At 70.9% G+C, this 25306-nt stretch carries 26 protein-coding genes and 3 tRNA genes; 7 read left to right on the top strand and 22 right to left on the bottom strand.

Features of this window, described 5'->3' with window-relative positions; translation table 11 throughout:
• The first annotated feature begins 60 nt into the window (after positions 1 to 60).
• Both ASD11_RS04215 and ASD11_RS04210 read left to right on the top strand, forming a co-directional pair.
• The gene (locus ASD11_RS04215; RefSeq protein WP_056283716.1) at positions 61 to 297 is read left to right on the top strand and encodes an Lrp/AsnC family transcriptional regulator; all 237 of its coding nucleotides are present in this window, start codon (positions 61 to 63) and stop codon (positions 295 to 297) included.
• Entirely contained in the window at positions 276 to 758 is a 483-nt protein-coding gene (locus ASD11_RS04210; RefSeq protein WP_056283713.1) for a DUF3515 family protein, read from the top strand. The genes ASD11_RS04215 and ASD11_RS04210 overlap by 22 nt, the downstream gene beginning before the upstream one ends.
• Here the strand turns inward: ASD11_RS04210 and ASD11_RS04205 are convergent.
• On the bottom strand, positions 718 to 1335 hold the full coding sequence (locus ASD11_RS04205) for a TetR/AcrR family transcriptional regulator (RefSeq protein ID WP_200940080.1): 618 nt from the start codon (positions 1333 to 1335) through the stop codon (positions 718 to 720). The genes ASD11_RS04210 and ASD11_RS04205 overlap by 41 nt on opposite strands.
• Positions 1336 to 1379: 44 nt before the next feature.
• On the opposite strand from ASD11_RS04205, the gene ASD11_RS04200 reads away from it, so the two are divergent.
• The gene (locus tag ASD11_RS04200) at positions 1380 to 2618 is read left to right on the top strand and encodes an oxygenase MpaB family protein (protein WP_056283707.1); all 1239 of its coding nucleotides are present in this window, start codon (positions 1380 to 1382) and stop codon (positions 2616 to 2618) included.
• 19 nt (positions 2619 to 2637) lie between these two features.
• Here ASD11_RS04200 and ASD11_RS04195 read toward each other — a convergent pair whose 3' ends face one another.
• Positions 2638 to 3702: a D-alanine--D-alanine ligase family protein gene (locus ASD11_RS04195; RefSeq protein WP_056283704.1), complete on the bottom strand. Its 1065-nt coding sequence runs from the start codon at positions 3700 to 3702 to the stop codon at positions 2638 to 2640.
• 35 nt (positions 3703 to 3737) lie between these two features.
• Here ASD11_RS04195 and ASD11_RS04190 point away from each other — a divergent pair, with 35 nt between their 5' ends.
• Positions 3738 to 4802: a trans-sulfuration enzyme family protein gene (locus tag ASD11_RS04190; RefSeq protein WP_056283701.1), complete on the top strand. Its 1065-nt coding sequence runs from the start codon at positions 3738 to 3740 to the stop codon at positions 4800 to 4802.
• A 3-nt stretch (positions 4803 to 4805) separates the two neighbouring features.
• Here the strand turns inward: ASD11_RS04190 and ASD11_RS04185 are convergent, their stop codons facing one another.
• Both ASD11_RS04185 and ASD11_RS04180 read right to left on the bottom strand, forming a co-directional pair.
• Entirely contained in the window at positions 4806 to 5801 is a 996-nt protein-coding gene (locus tag ASD11_RS04185; RefSeq protein ID WP_056283698.1) for an NAD(P)H-dependent glycerol-3-phosphate dehydrogenase, read from the bottom strand.
• On the bottom strand, positions 5801 to 6535 hold the full coding sequence (locus ASD11_RS04180) for a lysophospholipid acyltransferase family protein (RefSeq protein WP_056283694.1): 735 nt from the start codon (positions 6533 to 6535) through the stop codon (positions 5801 to 5803). The genes ASD11_RS04185 and ASD11_RS04180 overlap by 1 nt, the downstream gene beginning before the upstream one ends.
• Positions 6536 to 6639: 104 nt before the next feature.
• Here ASD11_RS04180 and ASD11_RS04175 point away from each other — a divergent pair, with 104 nt between their 5' ends.
• Complete coding sequence (locus ASD11_RS04175; protein WP_056283691.1) at positions 6640 to 6891, top strand: hypothetical protein; 252 nt, start codon at positions 6640 to 6642, stop codon at positions 6889 to 6891.
• Between the two features lie 113 nt (positions 6892 to 7004).
• On the opposite strand, the gene leuD is transcribed toward ASD11_RS04175, so the two are convergent.
• Positions 7005 to 7610: a 3-isopropylmalate dehydratase small subunit gene (gene leuD, locus ASD11_RS04170; RefSeq protein ID WP_056283688.1), complete on the bottom strand. Its 606-nt coding sequence runs from the start codon at positions 7608 to 7610 to the stop codon at positions 7005 to 7007.
• A gap of 91 nt (positions 7611 to 7701) precedes the next feature.
• Entirely contained in the window at positions 7702 to 9123 is a 1422-nt protein-coding gene (gene leuC / locus ASD11_RS04165; RefSeq protein WP_056283685.1) for a 3-isopropylmalate dehydratase large subunit, read from the bottom strand.
• A gap of 116 nt (positions 9124 to 9239) precedes the next feature.
• Between leuC and ASD11_RS04160 the strand changes: the two genes are divergently transcribed.
• A complete protein-coding gene (locus tag ASD11_RS04160) occupies positions 9240 to 9956 on the top strand; it encodes an IclR family transcriptional regulator (RefSeq protein WP_056283682.1) in 717 nt (238 codons plus the stop codon).
• Positions 9957 to 10094: 138 nt separating this feature from the next.
• On the opposite strand, the gene ASD11_RS04155 is transcribed toward ASD11_RS04160, so the two are convergent.
• From ASD11_RS04155 to leuA, 16 genes are all read right to left on the bottom strand, one after another.
• Positions 10095 to 10640 carry a hypothetical protein gene (locus ASD11_RS04155; protein ID WP_056283679.1) on the bottom strand — a complete coding sequence of 182 codons (546 nt, stop codon included), beginning with the start codon at positions 10638 to 10640 and terminating at the stop codon, positions 10095 to 10097.
• 46 nt (positions 10641 to 10686) lie between these two features.
• Positions 10687 to 11148 (bottom strand): methylated-DNA--[protein]-cysteine S-methyltransferase, encoded by a 462-nt coding sequence (locus ASD11_RS04150; RefSeq protein ID WP_056283676.1) that lies wholly within the window; start codon positions 11146 to 11148, stop codon positions 10687 to 10689.
• On the bottom strand, positions 11145 to 12617 hold the full coding sequence (locus ASD11_RS04145) for a DNA-3-methyladenine glycosylase 2 (protein ID WP_056283673.1): 1473 nt from the start codon (positions 12615 to 12617) through the stop codon (positions 11145 to 11147). Before ASD11_RS04145 ends, ASD11_RS04150 begins: the two co-directional genes overlap by 4 nt.
• 63 nt (positions 12618 to 12680) lie before the next feature.
• The gene (locus tag ASD11_RS04140; protein ID WP_056283670.1) at positions 12681 to 13460 is read right to left on the bottom strand and encodes an NYN domain-containing protein; all 780 of its coding nucleotides are present in this window, start codon (positions 13458 to 13460) and stop codon (positions 12681 to 12683) included.
• A 72-nt stretch (positions 13461 to 13532) separates the two neighbouring features.
• Positions 13533 to 13605 (bottom strand) — tRNA-Glu (locus ASD11_RS04135).
• A 43-nt stretch (positions 13606 to 13648) separates the two neighbouring features.
• Positions 13649 to 13721, bottom strand: a tRNA-Glu gene (locus ASD11_RS04130).
• 29 nt (positions 13722 to 13750) lie between these two features.
• Positions 13751 to 13822, bottom strand: a tRNA-Gln gene (locus tag ASD11_RS04125).
• Positions 13823 to 13922: 100 nt separating this feature from the next.
• Entirely contained in the window at positions 13923 to 15428 is a 1506-nt protein-coding gene (gene gltX, locus ASD11_RS04120) for a glutamate--tRNA ligase (protein WP_056283667.1), read from the bottom strand.
• Positions 15421 to 16203 carry a fumarylacetoacetate hydrolase family protein gene (locus ASD11_RS04115; protein ID WP_056283663.1) on the bottom strand — a complete coding sequence of 261 codons (783 nt, stop codon included), beginning with the start codon at positions 16201 to 16203 and terminating at the stop codon, positions 15421 to 15423. The genes gltX and ASD11_RS04115 overlap by 8 nt, the downstream gene beginning before the upstream one ends.
• Before the next feature lie 136 nt (positions 16204 to 16339).
• The gene (locus ASD11_RS04110; RefSeq protein ID WP_056283661.1) at positions 16340 to 16792 is read right to left on the bottom strand and encodes a hypothetical protein; all 453 of its coding nucleotides are present in this window, start codon (positions 16790 to 16792) and stop codon (positions 16340 to 16342) included.
• 10 nt (positions 16793 to 16802) lie between these two features.
• Positions 16803 to 17597: an isoprenyl transferase gene (locus ASD11_RS04105; protein WP_056283657.1), complete on the bottom strand. Its 795-nt coding sequence runs from the start codon at positions 17595 to 17597 to the stop codon at positions 16803 to 16805.
• On the bottom strand, positions 17594 to 18322 hold the full coding sequence (recO, locus tag ASD11_RS04100) for a DNA repair protein RecO (protein WP_056283653.1): 729 nt from the start codon (positions 18320 to 18322) through the stop codon (positions 17594 to 17596). The genes ASD11_RS04105 and recO overlap by 4 nt, the downstream gene beginning before the upstream one ends.
• A 55-nt stretch (positions 18323 to 18377) precedes the next feature.
• Complete coding sequence (gene hglS / locus ASD11_RS04095; protein WP_056283649.1) at positions 18378 to 19622, bottom strand: 2-oxoadipate dioxygenase/decarboxylase; 1245 nt, start codon at positions 19620 to 19622, stop codon at positions 18378 to 18380.
• Positions 19623 to 19692: 70 nt separating this feature from the next.
• Positions 19693 to 21204, bottom strand: a complete 1512-nt coding sequence (amaB, locus tag ASD11_RS04090; protein WP_056283644.1) for an L-piperidine-6-carboxylate dehydrogenase — start codon at positions 21202 to 21204, stop codon at positions 19693 to 19695.
• Positions 21205 to 21207: 3 nt separating this feature from the next.
• Positions 21208 to 22287, bottom strand: a complete 1080-nt coding sequence (locus ASD11_RS04085) for a saccharopine dehydrogenase C-terminal domain-containing protein (protein ID WP_056283641.1) — start codon at positions 22285 to 22287, stop codon at positions 21208 to 21210.
• A gap of 159 nt (positions 22288 to 22446) precedes the next feature.
• The gene (gene leuA, locus ASD11_RS04080; RefSeq protein ID WP_056283638.1) at positions 22447 to 24180 is read right to left on the bottom strand and encodes a 2-isopropylmalate synthase; all 1734 of its coding nucleotides are present in this window, start codon (positions 24178 to 24180) and stop codon (positions 22447 to 22449) included.
• Positions 24181 to 24318: 138 nt separating this feature from the next.
• On the opposite strand from leuA, the gene ASD11_RS04075 reads away from it, so the two are divergent.
• Positions 24319 to 25305 carry a glutathione S-transferase family protein gene (locus tag ASD11_RS04075; protein WP_056283635.1) on the top strand — a complete coding sequence of 329 codons (987 nt, stop codon included), beginning with the start codon at positions 24319 to 24321 and terminating at the stop codon, positions 25303 to 25305.
• The last annotated feature ends 1 nt before the right edge of the window (position 25306 follow it).

The raw sequence follows: 25306 nt of genomic DNA, 5'->3' as shown, positions 1-25306 counted from the left end.
CCGCGTCCGGTAACGTGACGGCGTCATTCCCCCGCAGGCGCTACAACAGAAGGAGCCGCGATGACCGTCCAGGCTTACATCCTCGTCCAGACCGAGGTCGGCAAGGCTGCAGACGTCGCGCGCGCCATCGGCGACCTCTCGGGCGTCCTCTCCTCCGTCGACGTCACCGGCCCCTACGACGTCATCGTCCAGGTGGAAGGACCCAGCGTCGACCAGCTGGGCACCCTCGTGGTCTCCAGCGTCCAGGCCGTGCCGGGCATCACGCGCACCCTGACGTGCCCCGTCGTCAGCCTCTGACGCTGCGCCCCCGCGGCGCTCTCGCCGCACTGCTGCTCATCCTCTGCGCAGCGTGCTCCCAGGTGCACGTCGACGCCTACCCCACCGTCGCCAGCTCCAGCTCCACCGAGCGCTGCGAGGAGCTCCTGCACGACCTCCCCGGCGACCTCGACGGGCTCGACCTCCAGCTCGTGGAGGACACCTTGGCCGGCGCCTGGGGCGACCCGCCCGTCATCCTGCGCTGCGGCGTGGAGCCGGTCGCCGAGAGCCTGCCGTGTCGCACCTTCGCCGGCGAGACGTGGCGCGAGGACACTACCGCCGACGGCCTCCTGCTGACGTCGCTCGAGCGCCCCGCGCGCGTGAGCCTCGAGGTGCCGACGGGCTACTCGGCCAAGCGGCTCGTCGCCGACCTCCAGCCGACGCTCGACAAGCACATCCGCGTCATCGGGGAGCCGGACCCGGCTCCTGGGTGCGCCCGCTGAGGTAGTTCTCCGCCAGCCCGGCGAGCTCCTCCACGACCTGCTCGCGCGTGGCGTCGGGAGGGTCGAGCACCCACTGCACCGAGAGTGCCTCCATGGCGTGCACGACGACCCACGCAGCCATGGCGGTGTCGCGTCCGGGCTCGGCTCCCTGGAGCGTGAGCGCTGCACGGGCCAGCTCACGGACCCGACGCTCCATGGCGCGCCGAGCCTGCACCACCTGACGCCCCGGCAGCTCCTCGTGCACGACGCGCAGCAGCACCGGGTCGGCCTCGATCGCGGCGAGCAGCGCGTCGACCGTCCCCCGGGCCAGCTCGGCCGGTGGCTTGCCCAGCTGGTCGGCCAAGGCAGCGGTCACGCGGTCGGAGACCTCCTGGAGGTAGCGGTCGACGATGACCTCGAGGATCGCCGACTTGTCCGGGAAGTACTGGTACAGCGATCCCGGGCTCACCCCTGCGGCCTCGGCGACGCGGTTGGTGGAGAAGAGGTCGTAGCCGTCGCGGGCCAGGACGGCGCGTCCGGACGCGACGATCCGCTCGACCATCTCGCGGGAGCGGGCCTGCCGGGGAACCTTGCGCACAACGCGAATTGTATACGAGCATTTGCTCGCATCAGACTGGGAGCATGACGCAGACCACAGAGAGCCGCCCGTCCACCGCCCTCCCGTCGCGGTTCCGCGAGGCCGAGGCCCGAGGAGCGCGGCTGGGACGGACGCTCCGCCTGCTGGGTCGCGTCCCGGCCGGCACCGACGAGGAGCTGATGGCCCGCGTCGGCGAGGCGCTGCTGGAGGTCGACGAGCCCGGTGCGGCCCTCGCCGACGCGATGCGAACGCGAGCCGAGGGTCGCGTCACGCACGCCCAGCTGCGCACAGCGCTGCACGACGGCATCGACGCCGTCCCCGATGCGCCCGCGGCGCTGCGGACCTTCATGGACGTCGTGAACGACGTCCCCGACTGGGTCGACTGGGACCGGGTCGATCGCGGCGGGAAGGTCTTCACCCGGCTCGGCCGCACGGCTGCCGACGTGCTGCTGCAGCTCTCCCTCATCGGCGGCTACCGCTTCGGCGGTCCGACCGACCTCCTCGTGGCCACGGGCGGGCTCATGGGCGACCAGACCCGTCGCCGGCTCGCGGAGACCCAGCTCTGGACCATGAGCCTGGCGCCGGCCGGTGCCCTGCGCCCTGGCGGCGAGGGCTGGCGCCTCACCGTCCACGTCCGCGCCATGCACGCCCTCGTGAACGCCTCGTACGAGGCGGACTGGGACACCGAGCGCTGGGGTCGCCCCATCAACATGGCCGACCAGGTGGGCACGCTCGGGCTCTTCGACGGGGCGCTGCTCATCGGCTCGCGCGTCCTGGGCGTGCCGCTGCGCCGCAGCGAGGCCGACGACCTCATGCACCTGTGGCGCTACGTCGGCTGGCTCATGGGCGTCCACCCCGACTTCCTCACTGACGACGAGCGCGAGCGTCACCGCATCAACCTGCACGTGCTGCTCGCAGCCGCCGACGTCTCCCCCGCCGGGCCCGAGCTCGCACGGGCCACGGTCCAGGCCCAGCGCGAGCGGGTGTTCGCCGGCTGGCCGTCAGCTCTGCAGGGTCTGCGCGGACGGTACGAGCGCGAGCGGGTGCTGAGCATGCTGTCGGGATTTCTGGGGCGCCGTGGGATGCGCGACCTCGGCCTGCCGCTCCGTCCGCCGTGGGCTTTCGTGCTGGCGTTCCTCGGGAACACGTGGCGGCACCGCGTGGTCGGGCGCCTGCCCGGAGGACGGGCGCGGCTCGAGGCCCAGGGCGTCCAGGTGCGTCAGCAGATCCTCGACAGCTACTTCATCGAGGAGCGGCCGGCAGTGGCCGCACTCCCCGACTGACCCGCCCCGGGACCCAGCGTCAGCGAAGGCCGTGGGGGCGCGAGAGGGCCTGCTGGAGCAGCAGGTCGACGAGCTGCTCGTACGGCACGCCGCTCTCCTGCCACAGGACGGGGAACATCGACGTGGACGTGAAGCCCGGCATCGTGTTGATCTCGTTGATCACGAGACCGTTGTCGGTTAGGAAGAAGTCGACCCGGGCCAGGCCCTCCGCGCCGATCGCGTCGAACGCCTGGACGGCGTAGGCGCGGAGTTGCTCGGACAGCGTGGGCGAGATGTCGGCGGGCACCACGTTGGCCGCGGTGCCGTCGAGGTACTTCTGCTCGAAGTCGTAGAAGTCGTGCGAGGCGGCGTCGGCCACGACCTCACCGACCTGGCTGGCCTCGACGTGACCGTCGGGGTGCTGGACGACGCCCACCTCCAGCTCGCGCTTGCCTCGCGCAGCGGCCTCCACGACGACCTTGGGGTCGAAGGTGGCCGCCTCGGCGATGGCGGCGTCGAGCTCGTCCTCGCTGGAGACCATGAGGACGCCCGAGGACGAGCCGGCACGGGCGGGCTTCACGAAGACCGGCATGCCCAGCGCCTGAATGCGGGCCAGGGTGCGGCCGCGCTCAGAGTGCCAGCGGCCGGGCAGGATCGTGACGTACGGAAGCTGCGGGAGCCCGCCGGCGGCGAAGAGCGCCTTGGTGAACGGCTTGTCCATCCCGGCCGCGCTGGCGAGCACACCCGCACCGACGTAGCGGACATCGGCTAGCTCCAGGAGCCCCTGGAGCGTGCCGTCCTCGCCCCACGGTCCGTGCAGGAGCGGGAACACGACGTCGACGTCGTACAGGCCCTCCCAGGCGAACGGCTCGGCGTCGGGATCGACCTGCGGCAGGGCGCCCGGCTCGGCCACCGTGAGAGGCAGCTCCTCGCGCACCCAGCGCCCCTGCGCCGAGATCCCCACCGGGACGACCTCGTAACGGTCGGCGTCGATGGCGGCGATGATGTTTCTCGCCGTGAGGCACGAGACCCCGTGCTCACTGGAACGACCGCCGTAGACGACTGCCACGCGGGTGCGTCCCGCCGACGATGTGGTCTGACTCATGGCTTCGCACTCTACGGCCCAGGCACAATGGAGCCATGTCCGGACCCGACCTGTCGCTCTCCACGCTCGCCGTGGGCGCGGGGCGCCCCGCCCGAACCCCGGGCGGACCCCTCAACGCACCCATCACGCTGGCCAGTGCGCTCGTCCCGGGGGGCGACTCCGAGTACGGCCGACACGGCAATCCTGCGTGGGAGGCGTTCGAGACCGCGCTCGGAGCGCTGGAGGGCGGCAAGGCTCTCGCGTTCGCCTCGGGGCAGGCAGCGGCCGCCGCCGTGATCGACCTCGTCCCGCTCCACGGCATCGTCGTGGCGCCGGAGCACGCGTACTCGGGCACCCTCGTCCAGCTCACCGACCGGGCGCGTCGGGGCCTGCTCGAGCTGCGCCTCGTCGACGTGACCGACCTCGACGCCATGGAGACGGCTGCCGAGGGGGCCGCCCTCCTCTGGATGGAGTCGCCCACCAACCCCATGCTCGACGTGGCCGACCTGAAGGCCGTCGCGGGCGTCGCCAGCCGCGCCGACACCGCCCTGGCCGTCGACAACACCTTCGCCACTCCCCTGCGCCAGCGACCTCTCGAGCTCGGCGCCGACTTCGTCGTGCACTCGGCCTCCAAGCTGATCTCCGGCCACAGCGACGTCATCCTCGGCGCGGTCGTCACGCAGGGCGGCCGTGCGCACGAGGTCATCGAGGCGCGTCGCAGCAACCTGGGCGCCATCCCCGGTGCGCTCGAGTGCTGGCTCGCCACCCGCGGGCTCCGCACGTTGCACGTGCGGCTCGACCGGGCCGAGCAGAACGCCCGCACGCTCGCCGAGCGGCTCACGGGCTACTCCGGCGTGAAGCGCGTGCGCTACCCCGGCTTCGGCACCATCATCTCGTTCGAGGTGGCCGCCGGCGCCGAGGCCGCGCAGAAGATCACCGAGATGGGCGACGTCATCACCTACGCCACGAGCCTCGGCGGCGTGGAGTCCACGTGGGAGCGCCGCCGCAGGCACGCGGCCGAGCCCCAGGCCGTCCCCGCCGACCTCGTGCGCCTCTCGGTGGGCATCGAGGACGTCGAGGACATCTGGGCCGACGTCAAGCGCTGCCTCGACGTCCTGTAGCCGTCACTCCGACTTGGCCTCGCGCGAGATGAGCGCCTTCACGAGCTGCTCGGGGTCCATCTCCCCCGCGATGAGCGCCGCGACGTGCTCGGCGATGGGCATGTCGACGCCGTGCATCTTGGCGAGCTCGCTCACCGACTGGCACGACTTGACGCCCTCGGCCACCTGCTTGGTCTGAGCCGTGACCTCCTCGACGGTCATGCCCTGACCGAGCTTCTCGCCGAACGTGCGGTTGCGCGAGAGCGGCGAGGAGCACGTGGCCACGAGGTCGCCCATGCCCGCGAGGCCGGCGAACGTCATGGGGTCGGCGCCGATGGCGATGCCGAGGCGCGCGGTCTCCGCGAGGCCGCGGGTGATGACCGAGGCCTTGGTGTTGTCGCCGAAGCCGAGGCCGACGCACACGCCGACCGCGAGGCCGATGATGTTCTTGGTGGTGCCGCCCAGCTCGCAGCCGATGACGTCGGTGTTGGTGTACGGGCGGAACGACGCCGTGTGGCACAGCTTCTGCAGGTGCAGTGCCACCGCCTCGTCCTCGCACGCCACGACGCTCGCCGCGGGCTCGCGCATCGCGATCTCCTTGGCGAGGTTGGGACCGCTCACCACGGCGATGCGCTCGGGTCCGGCGCCGGTGAGCTCGGCGATGACCTCGCTCATGCGCTTGTGGGTGCCCAGCTCGACGCCCTTCATGAGGCTCACCATGACTGCGTGGTCGGGGATGTGCTTGCCCCAGTCCGTGAGGTTGGCGCGCAGCTGCTGCGACGGGACGGCGAGCACCACGACGTCGGCGTCGGCGAGGGCCTCGGCAGCGTCGGAGGTGGCCTGGATCGTCTCGGGGAGCTCGATGCCGGGCAAGTAGTCGAGGTTGCGGTGCTGGGTGTTGATGCCCTCGCAGAGCTCGGCGCGACGCCCCCAGATGTGGACGTCGTTCCCTGCGTCGGCGAGCACGACTGCGAAGGCCGTGCCCCACGACCCGGCCCCCATGACGGTGGTCTTGGCCATCACAGCTCCTTCGGCTTGTAGTTGGTGCGGTGCTTGAGCGTGTGGACGTCGAGACGCGGCCCCGAGGGCAGCTCTCCCCGGACGTCGGCCAGCATGGCGGTGAGCCGGTCCATCAGACGGTCGGTGGCCTCGTGGAGCACCTTCTCGGTGAGCTCCTGGTCGGCCAGGTCGCTGAGGTCGACGGGATCTCCGACGCGCATGTGCATGGTCTTGCGCGGGAAGACCTTCGGCACCTTGGTGTAGGGCCAGAGGATGGCCTGCGGGCCCCACTGCACGACGGGGACGAGGGGCTTGCCGGTGGCCAGGGCCACGCGCACCGCACCCGTGCGACCCGTCATGGGCCAGCCGTCGGGGTCGCGCGTGATGGTGCCCTCGGGGTAGATGATCACGACGCCACCGTCGAGGACCATCCGCTCGGCGGCGCGGAGCGAGTCGGCCGCGCCCTGGGAGCTGCGGTAGACGGGGATCTGCTCGGCGCCACGCAGGATCTTGCCGATCCCCTTGATGTTGAAGAGCGTGTCCTTGGCCAGGAAGCGTGGGGCGATGCCCTGGTCGACCAGGAAGTGCGAGAACAGGAAGGGGTCGAGGTGCGACACGTGGTTGGGGGCGAGCACGAAGCCGCCCTCGGGGAACTTGTCGACGTCGCGCCAGTCGCGCTTGGTGGTGACCATGAAGATCGGCCGCAGGAACCTGACGATCCAGCGCGTGGTGCGCGGAAGCTGACGTCGATCCATGAGGGCGAGCCTATTCCTTCGGCGGTCCCGGATGCTGCACCTGGGAGGGGTCGAAGCGGTACGTTCGTCCGACCCACCGATCGTCCCGCCTCACGGAGGTCTCCATGGCCCTGCTCCCCGGCAACCCCGCCGCCATCCTCAACCGTGCCGACAAGGTGCTCGTCAACGTCGACGGCGTGCTCGGTCGCGTCGACGGAACGCTCGGCAGCGTCGACACGACCCTCGAGGAGGTCAAGGTGCTCCTCGCCGAGGTGAAGGGCGTCCTGACCGACCTCACCGAGGAGATCGAGCTCGTGAAGCAGCTCCCCGCCATGGCCGAGCAGCTGGCCCAGATCCACGCCGCCGTCACGAAGTAGCCACGCCCCGACCTGCCCGTCCCCCCGATGTGTGACCTTGTTGCGGTTCTGAGGCCTTCAGAACCGCAAGACGGTCACAAATCGGGTGGGGCGGGCGCGGGTGGGACTGTGGCTCAGGCTCCGAGGGTGGCGGGCTTGAACGGGAGGCGCTTGGCCTCGTAGGCCTCGATGTCGTCCTCGTGGCTCATCGTGATGCCCACGTCGTCGAGTCCCTCGAGCAGGCGCCAGCGGGTGTAGTCGTCGATCGTGAACGAGTCCTCGATGGCGTCGACACCCTCGCCGGCCTTCACGGTGCGGGTCTCGAGGTCGAGGCTCACGGACGCGCCGGGGTTCTCCTCGACGTAGTCCCACAGGCGCTGCACGACCTTCTCGTCGACCTGCGCGGCCAGGAGTCCGGCCTTGCCCGAGTTGCCCCGGAAGATGTCGCCGAAGCGGGGGCTGATGACGGCCTTGAAGCCGTAGTTCTGCAGCGCCCACACGGCGTGCTCGCGGGACGAGCCGGTGCCGAAGTCGGGACCGGCGATGAGGACCGTGGCGTTTTTGTACGCGGGCTGGTTGAGCACGAAGCTCTCGTCGTTGCGCCAGGCGGCGAAGAGGCCGTCCTCGAAGCCCGTGCGGGTGACGCGCTTGAGGTAGACCGCAGGGATGATCTGGTCGGTGTCGACGTTGCTGCGACGCAGCGGGGCCGCGACACCCGTATGGCTGACGAACTTCTCCATGGTCAACGCCCTTCATTCAGCGGATGTGCACTCGTCGAGCTGGAGCAGGTCGACGATGGGAAACAGGCTCGGTGAGCAGCGGGCGCCATGATCAGACTCCTGCGGTCTCGACGGCGGCGAGGTCGGTGGGGCCGGCCAGGTGGCCGAGCACGGCGGTGGCGACGGCCACCTCGGGCGAGACGAGGTGCGTGCGACCGCCCTTGCCCTGACGGCCCTCGAAGTTGCGGTTGGAGGTGGACGCGCTGCGCTCGCCCGGCACCAGCTGGTCGGGGTTCATGCCCAGGCACATCGAGCAGCCCGCTCCACGCCACTCGGCGCCGGCCTCCTTGAAGATGACGTCGAGGCCCTCCTCCTGGGCCTGCAGGCGCACGCGCACCGAGCCCGGCACCACGAGCATGCGGGTGTTCTCGGCGACGGTGTGGCCCTTGATGAGCTCGGCAGCGGTGCGCAGGTCGCTGATGCGGCCGTTGGTGCACGAGCCGAGGAAGACGGTGTCGACGCTGACCTCGCGCATGGGCGTGCCGGCGGTGAGGCCCATGTACTTCAGGGCGTTCTCGGCCGCGATGCGCTCCGACTCGTCCTCGAAGTCCTCGGGGTTGGGCACGTTGGCCGAGAGCGGGACGCCCTGGCCGGGGTTGGTGCCCCACGTGACGAACGGCGTGACCTCGGACGCATCGATGCGGATGATCTTGTCGAAGTGCGCGTCGTCGTCGGTGACGAGGCCCTTCCAGTAGGCCACGGCCTCGTCCCACTGATCGCCCTGCGGCGCGTGGGCCCGGCCCTGGATGTACTCGAACGTGGTCTCGTCGGGGGCGATGAGGCCGGCCTTGGCACCCCACTCGATGCTCATGTTGCACACCGTCATGCGCTCCTCCATGGAGAGCGCGCGGATGGCCTCGCCGCGGTACTCGACGATGTAGCCCTGGCCGCCGCCGGTGGTCTCCTGCGTGATGAGCGCGAGGATGAGGTCCTTGGCGCTCGTGCCCTCGGGCAGCACGCCGTCGACCTCGACGGCCATCATCTTGGGCTTGGCCTGCGACAGCGACTGCGTGGCGAGCACGTGCTCGACCTCGCTCGTGCCGATGCCGAACGCGATGGAGCCGAACGCGCCGTGCGTGGAGGTGTGCGAGTCGCCGCACACGATCGTCATGCCGGGCTGCGTGAGGCCCAGCTGCGGGCCGACCACGTGGACGATGCCCTGGTCGATGTCGCCCATGGGGTGCAGCCGGACGCCGAACTCCTCGGCGTTGCGGCGCAGCGTTTCGACCTGCGTGCGCGACACGAGGTCGGCGATGGGCTTGTCGAGGTCGGTCGTGGGGATGTTGTGGTCCTCGGTGGCCAGCGTCAGGTCGGGTCGACGGACGGGGCGGCCGGAGAGGCGCAGCCCGTCGAAGGCCTGCGGGCTCGTGACCTCGTGGATGAGGTGGAGGTCGATGTAGAGGAGGTCGGGCTCGCCGTCGGCCTGGCGGACGACGTGGTCGTCCCAGATCTTCTCTGCCAGTGTCTTGCCCATGTGAACTCCTTCGATCGGCGCCGTGGCCGAGTCCTCGTCGATACGTCCTCGAGGTGCGACCGCTCCGTGACCATCATGCACTTGCGTCTCACGATGCGATACGGCAATATCAAGGTATGGACAACTCTAGCGGAGTCGGGGTCCTGGACAAAGCCGCCCTCGTGCTCGCCGCCCTCGAGCCTGGGCCGGCCACCCTGGCCGGGCTCGTGACCGCCACCGGCCTCGCCCGCCCCACGGCGCACCGCCTGGCCGTGGCCCTCGAGCACCACCGCCTCGTGGCCCGCGACATGCAGGGCCGGTTCATCCTCGGCCCCCGCCTCGGCGAGCTGGCCGCGGCCGCCGGCGAGGACCGTCTGCTCGCCGCCGCCGGACCCGTGCTGGCCCGCCTGCGCGACATCACCGGTGAGTCCGCCCAGCTCTTCCGCCGTCAGGGCGACTTCCGCGTGTGCGTGGCCGCCGCCGACCGTCCCACCGGCCTGCGCGACTCGATCCCCGTCGGCAGCCAGCTCACGATGGCCGCCGGCTCGGCCGCCCAGGTGCTGCTCGCCTGGGAGGACCCCGAGCGCATGAACAAGGGCCTGCTCAAGGCCACCTTCTCCGCCGCCGAGCTCTCCGCCGTCCGCCGTCGTGGCTGGGCGCAGAGCGTGGGCGAGCGCGAGATGGGCGTCGGGTCGGTGTCGGCGCCGGTCCGCTCCCCCTCCGGCAAGGTCGTCGCGGCCGTGTCGGTGTCGGGCCCGCTCGAGCGGCTCACCCGTCAGCCCGGACGCATGCACGCCCCCGCCGTCGCGGCGGCGGCGGAGCGGCTCTCGCAGAGCTTGCGCCGCGCCAGCTGATCCGCCCGGGCGGTGACCTAGCGTCCCGTCCCGGGTGCCCGTCCCCGCGGCGGTGAGCTGGCGTCTGTTCGAAGGCCTCTGTGGCCTCCGAACGGACGCCAAGTCACCGCCCCGGGGCGGGGTCTCTCTGAGGCGGGGTCACTTCAGGGCGTCGAGGAGCTCGGCCTTGGACTTGCGGGAGTAGCCGACGACCTTGCGCTCACGCGCGACCGCGCGCAGGCGCGTGATGGTCCAGGTGGCGTCGGGGGTGGTGGACGCCGTGGGCGATCCCACCGGGATCTTCGGCGTGACGGGGCCGGACGGCGAGGTGGCCGGGGCCGGGATCTTCGCGACGACGGGCGCGGCCTTGACGGGCGCCGGGGCCACGGACTCGACGGGCGTGTCCGGGCCGACCTTGCCGGCGGGCTTGCGCTGCGCGTCCTGGAGCGCCTTCTTCAGCTCGGCGCGCTTGCCCTTGTGCTTCTTGGCCTCGCTCTTCCAGTCCTCGACCTTGGCCTCCAGGCGGGTCACCTTGGCCTCGAGCCGCGCGACGGTGCCCTGGAGCTCCTTGACGCGCTTGTCGGTCTTCTTGGACGCCTTGTCGACCTTCTCGGAGACGGCCTCGACGACCTTGTCGGCCGCCTTCCGGGCTGCCTTCTTGGTCTTCTTGGCCTCGGTCTTCACGTCTACGCTCTTCTTCGCCATGAGGGCATGATGCCCGATGAAGACGAACGACAGGTGACGACCGACCTCAGAACAGTCCCGGCTGCTCCAGCGCGAGCAGGATGCGCTTGCGCTCGAGACCGCCCGCGTACCCCGTGAGCGTGCCGTTGGAGCCGATCACCCGGTGGCACGGGACGACGACCGGGATGGGGTTGGCGCCGTTGGCCGCGCCCACCGCGCGCGAGACCACGGGCTCGTACCCGAGGCGTGCGGCGATCTGCCCGTAGCTGGCCGTCTCGCCGAACGGGATGCGCTGCAGCTCCCCCCACACCTTCTGCTGGAACTCCGTGCCGTCGTTGGCCAGCGGCAGGTCGAACTCGGTGCGCCGCCCGGCGAAGTACTCGTCGAGCTGCCGCTCCACGGTGTCGAGCAGGGGGTCCTCCACCCGGGCGCCGCGAGGCGTGGCGTCGAAGTCGATGGCGGTCAGGAGGCCGGCCGAGACGTGCAGGCGCAGGCCGCCGATGGGCGAGTCGATCCAGCGTGTGCTCATGGCGTGGTCCTCTCGGGGGCGGGTTCGGGGTTGGTGACGGTGCGCCAGAGGTGGAGGCCCGCGTACGAGCGCCATGGCGCCCATGAGGCAGAACGTCGCGCGTCGACGCCGTGGGCCTCGAGCACACGACGCAGGACGAGGTCGGTGGAGAGCAGGACGTCGGGGTCGCCGAGGCCGCGCATCAGGACGTAGTCGGCCGTCCAGGGCCCGATCCCCGGCAGGGCGAGCAGCTGGGCGCGGGTCTCGGCGCGGTCGGCGCCGGCGGACAGGTCGAGCGACCCGTCGGCGACGGCGCCGGCGATTCCACGGACGGCGCGCGCCCGGGCCTTGGGCATGGAGAACGCCTCGTCGTCGGCCGCGGCGACGGCCTCCGGCGAGGGGAACACGTGGGTGAGCCCGTGCTGCTCGGCGAGGGCGCCGCTGACGCGCTCCCCCACCGCCGCGACGAGCCGGCCCGTGACGGTCTGGGCGCCCGCGACGGAGACCTGCTGGCCCACGACGGTGCGGACCGCGGTCTCGAAGGGGTCGACGCTGCCCGGCACGCGCAGACCCGGCTCGCGGAGCACCGAGCCGGCGAGCAGCGGGTCCGCGGCCAGGACGTCGTCGACCGCCATGGGGTCGGCGTCGAGGTCGAGGAGGCGCCGGGCGCGACCGACGGCGGTGGCGACGTCGCGGAGGTCGTCGAGCTCGAGGCGGCACTCCACGTGGGAGTCGAGCAGCGTGAGCGCCATGACGCCATGACCGTGCGGGAGGCGCAGGGTGCGCGCGAACGTGCGGCCGTCGACGGCCTCGATGCCGGGGACGACGTGGTCGGCGAGGAACTGGAGCAAGGGCTCCGAGGCGAACGGCTGCCGCACGGCCAGCCGGATGCTGAGCGGACCTGCAGCGACCGCCTGCTGCGCGCCCGCTCCTCGACGGCGCAGCTCCGACGGGGTGAGGTCGTAGGCCTGACGGACGGAGTCGTTGAACTGACGGACCGAGGCGAACCCGGCCGCGAAGGCGACGTCGGCGAGCGGGAGCGACGTGGTCTCGATGAGGATGCGCGCCGTCTGCGCCCGGGCGCTGCGGGCGATCGCCAGCGGGCCGGCCCCGAGCTCGTCGGTGAGCATCCGTCCCACGTGGCGCGAGCTGTAGCCGAGGTGCTCGGCAAGGCCGTCGACGCCCTGACGCTCGATCACGCCGTCGCGGATGAGCCGCATGGCCCGCCCCACGACGTCGGCCCGGACGTCCCACTCCGGCGAGCCGGGCGTGGTGTCGGGGCGGCAGCGCCGGCACGCCCGGAAGCCGGCGTCCTGGGCCGCGGCCGCCGAGGCGTAGAACTGCACGTTCTCCGTGCGCGGCGTGCGAGCCGGGCACGAAGGACGGCAGTAGATGCCGGTGGTGCGGACCGCGGTGTAGAAGACCCCGTCGAAGCGGGGGTCGCGCGCCTCGACGGCGCGGTACCGCTGGTCGTGGAGATCGGTGCCCATGCCTCCATCATGACGCGTCCCGCCCACCATCTCTGGCGGGAATCGGACACGGACGTGGTGGCCCTAGCGCCGCGAACCGGCCTTCTTGGCCGTCTTGGTCTGGGAGCGGCGGACCGACTTGTTGTTGGCCGCCACCTCGAAGAGGTCGATGGCCTTCACGAGGTCGCTGAACTTGGCGTAGCCGAAGTTGCGGGGCTCGAACGAGGACTGGTTGCGGATGAGGTTGCTGACCGACGAGAGGCTGGCCCAGCCGTCGTCGTCGGAGGCGTCGTCAATGGCGTTGTAGAGACGGTTCATGAGCCGGCTGTCGCGCTTGAGCTGGTCGCCGCTCTGGCGCTTGGACGCCGTGGAGCGGGCCGGCGCCTCGGCGGGGACGGCGGAGTCGTCGTCGGCGGGCTCGTCGGCGGCGTCGTCCTCCAGGGCCTCCACCTCGAAGAACGTGGAGCAGGCGTTGCGGAACGCCTCGGGCGCCTTCTTCTGCCCGAAGCCGATCACCTCGGCGCCCGACTGGCGCAGCCGCATGACGAGCGGCGTGAAGTCGGCGTCGCTGGAGACCACGGCGAACCCGTCGACGTCGCCCGCGTGCAGCAGGTCCATGGCGTCGATGACCATGGCGATGTCGGAGGCGTTCTTGCCCTTGGTGAGGTCGAACTGCTGCACCGGCGCGATGGCGTGCTCCAGGAGCTTGGGCTCCCAGCCCTTCAGCTCGCTCTTCTGCCAGTTGCCGTAGGCCTTGCGGACGTTGGCCTTCCCGAAGGTGGCCACGCGCTGCAGGATGCCCTCGATCTTGGTGGCGGACGAGTTGTCGGCGTCGATGAGCACGGCGATGCGGAGGTCGGGCATGGGACAACCCTAGGGGTGCGACTCGGTGGGAACGACGAAGGCCCGGACCACGAGGTCCGGGCCTTCACTCGGTAGCCCCGACGGGATTCGAACCCGCGCTACCGCCTTGAGAGGGCGACGTGCTAGGCCGCTACACAACGGGGCCAACGGTTCCGAGAACCGAAGAAACCGTACCAAAGACAGTTTCGTACCCCGTACCGGATTCGAACCGGCGATCTCCGCCTTGAGAGGGCGGCGTCATAACCGCTAGACCAACGGGGCGTGCTGACCGGGCTGACGCCCGACCTTCGCTGGGGTACTAGGACTCGAACCTAGAACAACTGAACCAGAATCAGCCGTGTTGCCAATTACACCATACCCCATGGGGGTATCGAATTCCGTTCGCGAGAACGGCTTCCGAACCGAGGTGACACTCTACCGGACGCAGTCCGACGAGCCCAAACCGGGCTCGTCGGACGCGTGTCAGAGGGCGGCGTCGAGGCGGGCGAAGGTGCGGCGGCGACCCAGGAGCTCGATGGACTCGAAGAGCGGCGGTGAGATGCGGCTGCCCGTGACGGCCACGCGGACCGGGCCGAAGGCGAGACGCGGCTTGAGACCCAGCCCGTCGATGAGCGAGGCCCGGAGTGCCCCCTCGATCGTGGGGGTGGACCACTCGGCGGTCTCGGGGATCGCTCCCAGCGCCTCGCGAGCGGCGCGGGCCACCTCGAGCCCCTTGTCGTCGAGCTGCTTGGCGCGGTCGGCCTCGTCGATGACGAAGTCGGCCTCGTCGACGAACAGGAACCGCAGCATGTCGACGGCCTCGTTGAGCAGCGCCATGCGCTCGTGGACGAGCGGCACGGCTGCGGCCAGGAGCGACGTCTCGTCGGCCGTGGGCGGGTCGCTCACGAGCCCGGCGGACTGGAAGGACGGGACGAGGCGCTCCTGCAGCTCGGCTCCGCTCAGCAGACGGATGTGGTCGCCGTTGATGGCGGTGCACTTCTGCAGGTCGAAGCGGGCCGGGTTGGGGTTGACGCGCGAGATCTCGAAGGCCTCGACCATGTCGGCCAGGCTGAACACGTCTCGCTCGACGCCCTCGACTGCGGGCAGCGACCAGCCGAGCAGCGCGAGGTAGTTGAGCAGGCCCTCGGGCAGGAAGCCCTGGTCGCGGTAGCCGAGCAGGTTGGACTCGGGGTCGCGCTTGGAGAGCTTCTTGTTGCCGGCACCCATCACGTACGGGAGGTGGCCGAACTGCGGCGTGGTGCCGTCGCCGACACCGATCTGCGCGAACGCCTCGTACAGCGCGATCTGGCGCGGCGTGGAGCTCAGGAGGTCCTCGCCGCGCAGCACGTGCGTGATGCCCATGAGGGCGTCGTCGGTGGGGTTGGTGAGCGTGTAGAGCGGCTGCCCGTTGGCCCGGACGATGACGAAGTCCTGCACGTTCTCGGAGCCGAACGTGATCTCGCCCCGCACGAGGTCGTCGAAGGTCCAGTCCTTCAGCGGCATCTTGAAGCGGATGACGGGCTGGCGCCCCTCCGCCTCGTACGCCGCCTGCTGCTCGGGCGTGAGGTCCCGGTGGAGTCCGTCGTAGCCGCTGGGGAGTCCGGCGGCGCGGGCCGCGTCGCGGCGCTCCTCCAGCTCCTCGGCGGAGTCGTAGGCCTTGTAGGCCAGGCCGGCGTCGAGCAGCTTCTGCGCGACGTCGGCGTAGATGTCCATGCGCTCGCTCTGGCGGTACGGCCCGTCGGGGCCACCCACCTCGACGCCCTGGTCCCAGTCGAGGCCCAGCCACCGCATGACGTCGACGAGGAGGTCGTACGACTCCTGGTTGTCGCGGCTGGCGTCGGTGTCCTCGATGCGGAACACGAACGTGCCGCCGTGGTGGCGGGCGAACGCCCAGCTGAAGAGCGCCGTGCGGGCCATGCCGACGTGCGGGTTGCCGGTGGGCGACGGGCAGAAGCGAGCGACGACGGGCTTCGTGGGTGCATCAGTCATGGGCGGAGACCACCTGGTTCGTGAGCGTGCCGATGCCCTCGACGGTGATGCTGACCGAGTCTCCGGGGAGCATCGGGCCGACGCCGTCGGGCGTTCCGGTGAGGATGACGTCGCCGGGCAGCAGCGTCATGAAGCTGGAGACGTAGGCGATGACGTCGGCCACGGAGAAGACCATGTCCGACGTGCTGCCGTCCTGGCGCGGGTCACCGTTCAGCTCGGTGGTGACGCGCAGGGCCGCGGGGTCGAGGTTGGTCTCGATCCAGGGGCCGAGGGGGCAGAACGTGTCGAAGCCCTTGGCGCGGGCCCACTGGCCGTCCTTGGCCTGGAGGTCGCGCGCCGTGACGTCGTTGGCGATCGTGTACCCGAAGATGACCTTGGACGCGTCCTCGACCGAGATGTCCTTGCAGATGCGCCCGATGACGACGGCGAGCTCGCCCTCGAAGTGCAGGTTCTCGGTCTGGTCGGGGTAGAAGATCGGCTCGCCCGGCCCGATGACGCTCGTGTTGGGCTTGAGGAAGATGAGGGGCTCGGTGGGCACCTCGCCACCCATCTCGGCGGCGTGCTTCACGTAGTTCTTGCCCACGCACACGACCTTGCTCCGCGGGATCACGGGAGCCAGCAGACGGACGTCGTCGAGGGGGATCTTCTGACCCACCAGCTCGAAGCCCGCGTAGAGCGGGTCGCCCTTCAGGACCGCGATCGTGGGGACGCCGTCCTCCTCGCCGATGACACCGAACTGGGGGTCGTCGTCCCCCGCAAACCTCGCAACACGCATGCTCCGACCCTATCGGCCTGGGCGTATGCGGCTCAGGGCGCCCCGAGCGGCGCAAACCGGGTCCCGAGTGGCGCAGATTGGCACGACACGCCGTCTCAAGAGTGCCAATCTGCGCCACTCGCGGAGGGGGTGGGGGTCAGGGGGCGAGGCGGGCGACCACGGCGCGGAAGCGCTGGGTCATGGGGTCCTCGGGGTCGGGGCCCTGCTCCACGACCACCTCGGTGAGACCGGGGCCGAGGGCGTCGGGACCGGGCCAGGCGTCGGCGTCTCCGACGGTGACGAGCAGGCCGCCGTCGGCCAGGCACGGCGAGAGGTGCGGCACCGCCTCGACGTCGAACGTGACGACGAGCGCGAAGCGCGTGTGCCATGCCTCGGGAAGGTCGGCCGGGGCGACGTCGACGTGGTGGACGTGAGCCTGGTCCTCGCCCGGGCCGAGCACGAGGACCTCGTAGCCCAGCGTGGCCAGGTGGTAGGCCTCGGGACCCAGGTCGTCGAGACCGACGAGCAGGGCGGCCAGGCCCTCCCCCGCGACCCCGGAGGAGGCGGTCCAGTCGGTGAGCATCCGGCGGGGACGGTCTGTGCGCTTCATGACCGCCCCATCATGCACTGCCGAACCTGCGGCTGCGGCGGGCGTACTCCTCGACGGCGGCCCACAGGGCCAGCCGGTCGACGTCGGGCCACGCGATGTCGGAGAAGACCATCTCGGCGTACGCGGACTGCCAGGGCAGGAAGTTGCTGGTGCGGTGCTCGCCCGACGTGCGCCAGAACAGGTCGACGTCGGGGAGGTCGGGCTCGTCGAGGTAGCGCGCGAAGGTGCGCTCGGTGATGCGGTCGGGATCGACCTTGCCGTCGCGGACGTCGCGGGCGAGCGCCGCGGCGGCGTCGGCGATCTCGGCCCGACCGCCGTAGTTGACGCACATCGTGAGCGACAACGTGGAGTTGTTCTTGGTGAGCTGCTCGGCGTACTCGAGCTCGTTGATGACGCTGCGCCACAGCCGCTTGGGCCGCCCGGCCCAGCGCACCCGCACGCCGAGGTCGTGCATCTCGTCGCGCCGACGGTGCACGACGTCGCGGTTGAAGCCCATGAGGAAGCGCACCTCCTCGGGCGAGCGCTTCCAGTTCTCGGTGGAGAAGGCGTAGACGCTCACGGCCTCGATGCCCAGCTCGATGGCGCCCTTCACGACGTCGAGCAGCGCGAACTCGCCGCGCTTGTGGCCCTCGGTGCGCGGGAGTCCTCGCGCCTTGGCCCAGCGTCCGTTGCCGTCCATGACCACGGCCACGTGGCGCGGCACGAGCTCGGGCGGGAGCTGAGGAGCCGTGGCCCCGGACGGGTGCGGCTCGGGCACGCGCGGCTCGCGGGCCCGGAACGTGGCGGGCCGACCTGCGCGGCTCATCGGTCGACGTGACCGAGGGAGCGCAGCCCTCGCTCCAGGTGCCACGAGAGATAGGCGCTGATGATGGCGGTGGCCTCGCGCTGCGAGCGCTCGTCGGCCTGGGCCACGACGGGCCAGTCGCCGGTGAGCAGCGCCGAGAGCAGCGAGACGGTGAACGGCGACGGGACGGCCGAGCCCGGCATGCGGCAGCCGTCGCACAGCATGCCGCCCGACGGCGCGTGGAAGCTGCGGTGCGGGCCGGCCTCGCCGCAGCGCGCACACGCATCGAAGCTGGGTGCGTAGCCGGCGATGGCGAGCGCGCGGAGCTGGTAGGAGTCGAGGAGGGAGCCCGGGGTGCGGCCGCTCGTGGTGAGCGCCCGCAGGGCACCCACGAGGAGCTGGTACTGCTGCACGGCGGGCTCGCCGTCGTCGTGCACGAGCCGCTCGGCGGTCTCGAGCATCACGGTGCCGGCGGTGTACGCCGGATAGCTGGAGCCGAGGTCGCGGGCGAAGGCGTCGAGCGTGACGGCCTGGGTGATGCTGTCGAGCGACTTGCCCTCGGCGAGCTGGAGATCGACGTGCATGAACGGCTCGAGCCGACCACCGAAGCGCGACGACGTCTTGCGCACGCCACGGGCTGCGGCCCGCACGACACCCCGCTCGCGACCCAGCAGCGTGATGATGCGGTCGGCCTCACCCAGCTTGTGGGTGCGCAGCACGATGGCTGAGTCGCGGTAGAGGCTCACCCGTCCATTCTGCCGGTCCGGGTGAACCCCCACCCCTCGACACCCCGGCCGGGGCTCAGCCGTTGCGCTCGGAGGCGTACAGGTCGTACGGGTCGTGGAGCCTCACGCCCATGACGTCCTGCAGCCACGAGGCGTCGCGGACGGCGGCGCGCTGCGTGGCGTCGGCGCTGCCCTCGCTCGTGAGGTTGGACGCGAAGATGCCGGCGGCGGAGCGCGGCAGGAAGTCCTCGTAGACGATGGGGCTCAGGCGGCCGTCCTGCTCGCGGTAGTAGGCGAGGTCGGCGGCGTGCAGCTCCTCGTCGGTGAGCGGGAACGCCTCCGTGCCTTGCCCGTCGTAGAGGGCCCGGCCCTTCGGGGTGAGGGCCACGCCGCGCGCCTCCACCTCGCCGAACCGCACGCGCAGGTGACCTTCGACCACCGAGCCGTCGGCCTCGCGGAACGCCCTGGGCTCGGCGAGCGCGCGGAACGACGTCTGCCGGAGCAGGACGTCGGGTGCTCCGTCCGGCCGGCGCGCCGGGCCCTGGATGCGGTCGATCATCTCGATGCCGCGCTCGCTCATGCGTCGGTAGAGCTCGTCGATGTCGAGCACGCGGGGCGTGAGGTGGTTGATGTGAGTGCTCGCGACACCGCCGATGTCGGCCGCGACGCTGCTGATGGCCTCGAGCCGCTCGTACCAGGCGCGGTCGACGGGCTCCGGGGAGAGCGCGAAGGCGGCCGTGGCCAGCTCGAGGAAGCGCTCCGCGTCGTCGAGGTGGAGCTCGTGCTCGCTGGCCATCGCGTCGGCCAGGTCCAGCAGCTCGTCGGGGAAGAGCGTCCTGGCGCCGAGGAACTCCCGGAGCTCCGCCTCGGTCTCGGCGTCGAAGAACCGCCGGTCGTCGACGACCAGGAGCGACGTGAAGACCCGGAACGGGTTCTCGGCCAGCTCCGCGCGGTCGACCGGCCGGAACGCCGTGGAGATCACCGGGACGGGTGGGGTGGCCTCGCGCAGGTCGTAGAAGCCGACCGGCTCCATGCCGCATGCCCCGAAGACCCGCGCCACCTGGGCGAGCTCATCGGGCGTGCCGACGCGGATGGCCCCGTGCCGCTCGGCCGTGACCCGCCCGATGCTGCCGAGGCGCTCGGCGTCGGCGCCTCTCTCGGCCAGCACCTCGGCGTTGATCTCCTCGCACACCTCGACGAGCGTCCGGTAGGCCGGGACCTCACGGCCGTAGAGCTCGGACAGTGCGCGGGCGAAACGAGCCCTGAGCTCCGTCGGCCCGACCCCGCCGGGCGGTGCTTCCTCCACCGTATGAGCGCTCATACGGTGGCGGATCCACCGCCGAGGCGGACGGAGGCGCTTTCGGTGGAAGATCCACCGCTCGGGGGGCGGGTCACCCGAACTCCACGCCCTGGGCGAGGGGGAGCTCGGTGGAGTAGTTGACCGTGTTGGTGGCCCGGCGCATGTAGCTGCGCCACGCGTCGGACCCGGACTCGCGGCCTCCGCCGGTCTCCTTCTCGCCGCCGAACGCTCCGCCGATCTCGGCACCCGAGGGACCGATGTTCACGTTGGCGATGCCGCAGTCCGAGCCGACGGCCGACACGAAGGTCTCGGCCTCACGGACGTCGAGCGTGAAGATGGAGGAGCTCAGGCCCTGAGCCACGTCGTTGTGGAGCGCCATGGCCTCGTCGAACGTCTCGTACCCCAGCACGTAGAGGATGGGCGCGAACGTCTCGGCCTTCACGATGTCGGTCTGGCCGGGCATCGTGATGACGGCCGGGTGGACGTACTGGCCGCCGATGGCCACCTCGGCCCGCGTGCCGCCCGTCACGACGGTGCCACCGTCGGCCTGTGCCTGCGCGACGGCAGCCTCGAACGCGTCGGCCGCCGCGGCGTCGATGAGCGGCCCCACGAGGGTGCTCGGGTCGAGCGGCGACCCGATGGGCAGCGTCTCGTAGGCCGCCGCGAGACGCTGCACGAGCTCGTCCTTGACGGACTCGTGCACGATGATCCGACGCAGCGACGTGCACCGCTGCCCAGCGGTTCCGACGGCGGAGAACACGATGCCGCGCACGGCCAGGTCGAGGTCGGCCGACGGTGCCACGACGGCGGCGTTGTTGCCGCCCAGCTCGAGCAGCGAGCGACCGAGCCTGGCGGCCACGCGCGGCGCGACCTCCTTGCCCATGCGGGTGGAGCCGGTGGCCGACACGAGCGGCACGCGCGGGTCGTCGACGAGCGCCTCCCCCACCTCGCGTGCCCCGACGACGACCTGCGAGAGACCGGCGGGGGCGCCGACGCGCCGGGCCGCCTCCTCGAGCAGCGCCTGGCAGGCGAGCGCGGTGAGGACCGTCTTCTCCGACGGCTTCCACACCACGGCGTCGCCGCACACGAAGGCGAGCGCCGCGTTCCACGACCACACCGCCACCGGGAAGTTGAAGGCCGAGATGACGGCGACGACACCCAAGGGGTGCCACTGCTCCATCATCCGGTGACCCGGACGCTCCGTGGCGATCGTGAGCCCGTGCAGCTGGCGCGAGAGGCCGACCGCGAGGTCGCAGATGTCGATCATCTCCTGCACCTCGCCGAGACCCTCGGAGACGATCTTCCCGGCCTCGACCGAGACGAGCGCGCCGAGGTCGTCCTTGTGCTTGCGCAGGAGCTCACCGAGCTCTCGCACGAGAGCACCGCGCACGGGTGCCGGCACGCTGCGCCACTGGAGGAAGGCTTCGTGGGCCTCCCCCACGACGGCGGAGACGTCGGCCGCGGAGTGCGAGCGCAGGCGCCCGATCTCCTGGCCGTCGATGGGCGAGCGGCTCACGAGGTCGCCCTCGGGGTCGAAGGGGTCGCCCGCGCCGACCCTCGCCAGGATCTCGCGGGTCTGCTGCTTCACGGTGTCCGTCGTCATGGTTCAGACCTTTCCATGGTCGGCGAAGAGCCGGCCCGAGGTGGTGTCGAAGAGGTCGGCGAGGCGGATGTCCTCCTGGCGCACGAAGCCTGCGCTCGGGAGCACGCCCTGCGCCACGAGCTCCACGACGCTCACCGCCGACGCGGCCGTGGTCCAGCTGATGGCGCGCCACGTGCGGCCGTCGATCTCGAGCGGCTTGTAGCCCCGCACGTAGTTCTCGCGGAACGGCTGGCCGTCCTTCGTGCCCTCCACGGCGGCGTGCAGGTAGACGACGTCGTCGTTGACCGGCGGCTTGGCGTCGACGAGGATCCGGCCGACGTCCTCGCGGCGGTCGCGCAGGTTGAGCTCGTCGAACAGGAAGTGCATCTGGCGGAAGTGCCCGGGATAGCGCAGCGTCTTGTAGTCGAGGCGCTGCACGCGGCCCTCGTACGTGGGGCACATGGTGCCGAGGCCGCCCGACGTGAGCGCGGCCTCCAGCTCGATGCCGCCGATGAAGACCCGCTCCTTCTCCGTCATGGCCGGCACCATCTGGCGGCGACCGGAGCGCAGGACCTCGCAGTCGTTGAGGTACTCGTTGACCACGCCCTCGGCCGACCAGTTGAACGCGTACCCGAGCAGGCCCGTGGGGTTCTGCGGCAGGGCGCCGACCTTGAGCTCGATGGAGCGGATCTGCTCGAAGCCCTCCGCGAGCGAGGCGCCCACGATGCCGATGAGGCCGGGCGCGAGACCGCACTGCGGCACGAAGACCGACTCGGGCCGCGCGGTGGAGAGCTCCACGACGCGGTTGGTGGTGGGCACGTCCTCCGTGAGGTCGAAGTAGTGCACGCCGGTGTCGTACGCGCCCTCGGCCACCGCGATGTTGAGGTGGTACGGCAGGCACGAGAGCACGGCGTCGACGCCCTTGAGCGCGGCGCGCACGGCCTCGCCGTCGCCGACGTCGAGCGACTCCGCGCGGAAGGCGAGGCCCTCGCGCGGGGCGGCGTCGTAGCCCACGACCTCGAAGCCGGCCCGCGCGAGGAGCGTCGCCACGAGCTCGCCCACCTTGCCGAGCCCGAAGACCGCCACTGTCCGGATGCTGCTCATCCGTCCCTCCTACCTGCCCGGCGGATCACGCCGGACGATCGTCGATGTGCCCCGGGTCACAGGGTCAGGTCAACGGTAGCGAGGACCGGCCTTCGGCGGTATACCGTCCAGCCGGTACAGAGGTGACGATTCGGTGACGTCGCCACTGGGTGGTGAGCGTCAGGCGCTGGGAATGGTCTGCGCCACGGCACGGTTGGCCGCGCAGACCACGGCGCGCAGCGACGCGGTGACGATGTTGTGGTGGATGCCCACGCCCCACACCGTCTCCCCCGCGACGTCGCACTCCACGTAGGCCGCCGCGTAGGCGTCGCCGCCGGCCGAGAGCGCGTGCTCGCTGTAGTCGAGCACGCGGATGTCGGACCCGGCCTGGCGCATGCCGTCGACGAACGCCGCGACCGGACCGTTGCCCTCGCCCTTGAAGGAGCGCTCCTGGCCACGGACGACGAGGTCGACGACCTGCTGGTCGTGCCCGTCGGACGACGTGGTGGAGGTGAACGTGACGAGCGAGTACGGCTCCTCGCGCTCCAGGTACTCGGCCTGGAAGGACTCCCAGATCCGGTCGCCCGACACCTCGCCGGCATCGCCCTCGCTCAGCGCCTGGATGACGCGGCTGAACTCGATCTGCAGGCGGCGCGGCAGCTCCAGCTGGTGCTCGCTCTTGAGGATGTACGCGACGCCGCCCTTGCCGGACTGGCTGTTGACGCGGATGACCGCCTCGTACGAGCGGCCGACGTCGTGCGGGTCGATGGGCAGGTACGGGGCCTCCCACGCGATCTCGGAGACCGGGACGCCCTGTTCGGCGGCCCTGCGGTCGAGGTCCTCCAGGCCCTTCTTGATGGCGTCCTGGTGGGAGCCCGAGAAGGCGGTGTAGACGAGGTCGCCCGCGTACGGGTGGCGCGGGTGGACCGGCAGGTTGGTGCAGTACTCGACGGTGCGACGGACCTCGTCGATGTCGGAGAAGTCGACCTGCGGGTCGATGCCCTGGCTGAACAGGTTCATGCCCAGCGTGACGAGGTCGACGTTGCCGGTGCGCTCGCCGTGGCCGAACAGGCAGCCCTCGACGCGGTCGGCGCCGGCCATCATGGCCAGCTCCGTGGCCGCAACGGCGGTGCCGCGGTCGTTGTGGGGGTGCAGGCTGATGGCCACGTTCTCGCGGTGCTCGACGTTGCGGCTGAACCACTCGATCTGGTCGGCGTACGTGTTGGGCGTGGCCATCTCGACCGTGGCGGGCAGGTTGAGGATGATCTCGCGGCCGTCCTCGGGCTGCCAGACGTCCATGACGGCGTTGCAGACCTCGACGCTGAACTCCAGCTCGGCGCCCGTGAAGATCTCGGGGCTGTACTGGTAGCCGAAGTCGGTGCCCTGCATGTTCTGCTCGGCGTGCTTCATGACCAGCTCGGTGCCGCGGGTGGCGATGGCCCGGACCTCGTCGCGCGAGGCGTTGAAGACCACGCGGCGGAACAGCGGCGCCACCGCGTTGTAGAGGTGGATGTTGGCGCGCTTGGCGCCGGTCAGCGACTGGGTGGTGCGCTCGATCAGGTCCTCGCGGGCCTGGGTGAGCACCGAGATGGTGACGTCGTCGGGGATGACGTCGTCCTCGATGAGCGAGCGGATGAAGCCGAACTCCGTCTCGCTGGCCGACGGGAAGCCGACCTCGATCTCCTTGTAGCCCATGCGCACGAGCAGGTCGAACATCCGACGCTTGCGGGCCGGCGTCATGGGGTCGATGAGGGCCTGGTTGCCGTCGCGCAGGTCGGTGGACAGCCAGCGCGGCGCCTGCGTGATCTGGCCGGCGGGCCACGTGCGGTCGGGCAGGTCGATCGGCGCGAACGGCTGGTAGCGGCCGAACGGCATCGGCGACGGCTGCTGCGGTGAGACGCGGTTGTTGTTCATGGTCGGGACTTTCTTCCTCGGTGTCTGGTGCGGTCGGCCATGCACAAGCCCCGCGCCGAGGGGTCCGACCTAGAGGACCTCGACGCGGCGACGAAGGAGAAGGTTCGCGATCCGCATGATGCGACTAGCGTAGCAGTCATGGCTTCCTCCCCCACTGACGAGCACTCCACCTCCGGCGCCTACGTCCACGCGGGCGAGGAGTTCGACCGCGACATGGACTACATCCCCGACCGCATCACCCGCACGGGCGACGCGCCGGTCGACGGACCCAACGAGGCGCCCACGTGGCCAGCCGAGCCCGGTCGGTACCGGCTCGTCGTGGCCCGGGCCTGCCCGTGGGCCAACCGGGCCATCATCGTCCGGAAGCTGCTCGGCCTGGAGGACGTCATCTCCATCGGCTACTGCGGACCCACGCACGACGCCCGCAGCTGGACCTTCGACCTCGACCCCGACGGCGTCGACCCCGTGCTGGGCTACGAGCGCCTGCAGCAGGCCTACTTCGCCCGCTACCCCGACTACCCCAAGGGCATCACGGTGCCCGCCATGGTCGACGTCCCCACGAAGGCCGTCGTCACCAACGACTTCCCGTGGATCACCCACGACCTCTTCTTCGAGTGGCAGGAGCACCACCGCCCCGACGCCCCCGACCTCTGGCCGGCCGACGTCCGCGAGGAGATGGAGGAGGTCATGCACCGGATCTTCACCGAGGTCAACAACGGCGTGTACCGCTGCGGCTTCGCCGGCTCGCAGGAGGCGTACGAGAAGGCCTACGACCGGCTCTGGACCGCCATGGACTGGCTCGAGGAGCGGCTCACGGACCGTCGGTACCTCATGGGCGACGCCATCACCGAGGCCGACGTCCGCCTCTTCACCACGCTCGTGCGCTTCGACGCCGTCTACCACGGCCACTTCAAGTGCAACCGGAACAAGCTGTCCGAGATGCCGGCGCTGTCGGCCTACGCCCGCGACCTGTTCCAGACGCCGGGCTTCGGCGAGACGGTCGACTTCGACCAGATCAAGGCGCACTACTACGTCGTGCACACCGACATCAACCCCACGCAGATCATCCCGAAGGGCCCTGACGCCGACTGGTGGCTCACGCCGCACGACCGCGCGTCCCTCTGAC

Source organism: Aeromicrobium sp. Root495, assembly GCF_001426755.1.
Taxonomy (GTDB): Bacteria; Actinomycetota; Actinomycetes; order Propionibacteriales; family Nocardioidaceae; genus Aeromicrobium.
The sequence above is the reverse complement of the archived record's forward strand: the minus strand, read 5'-3'. Positions and strand labels throughout refer to the sequence as shown.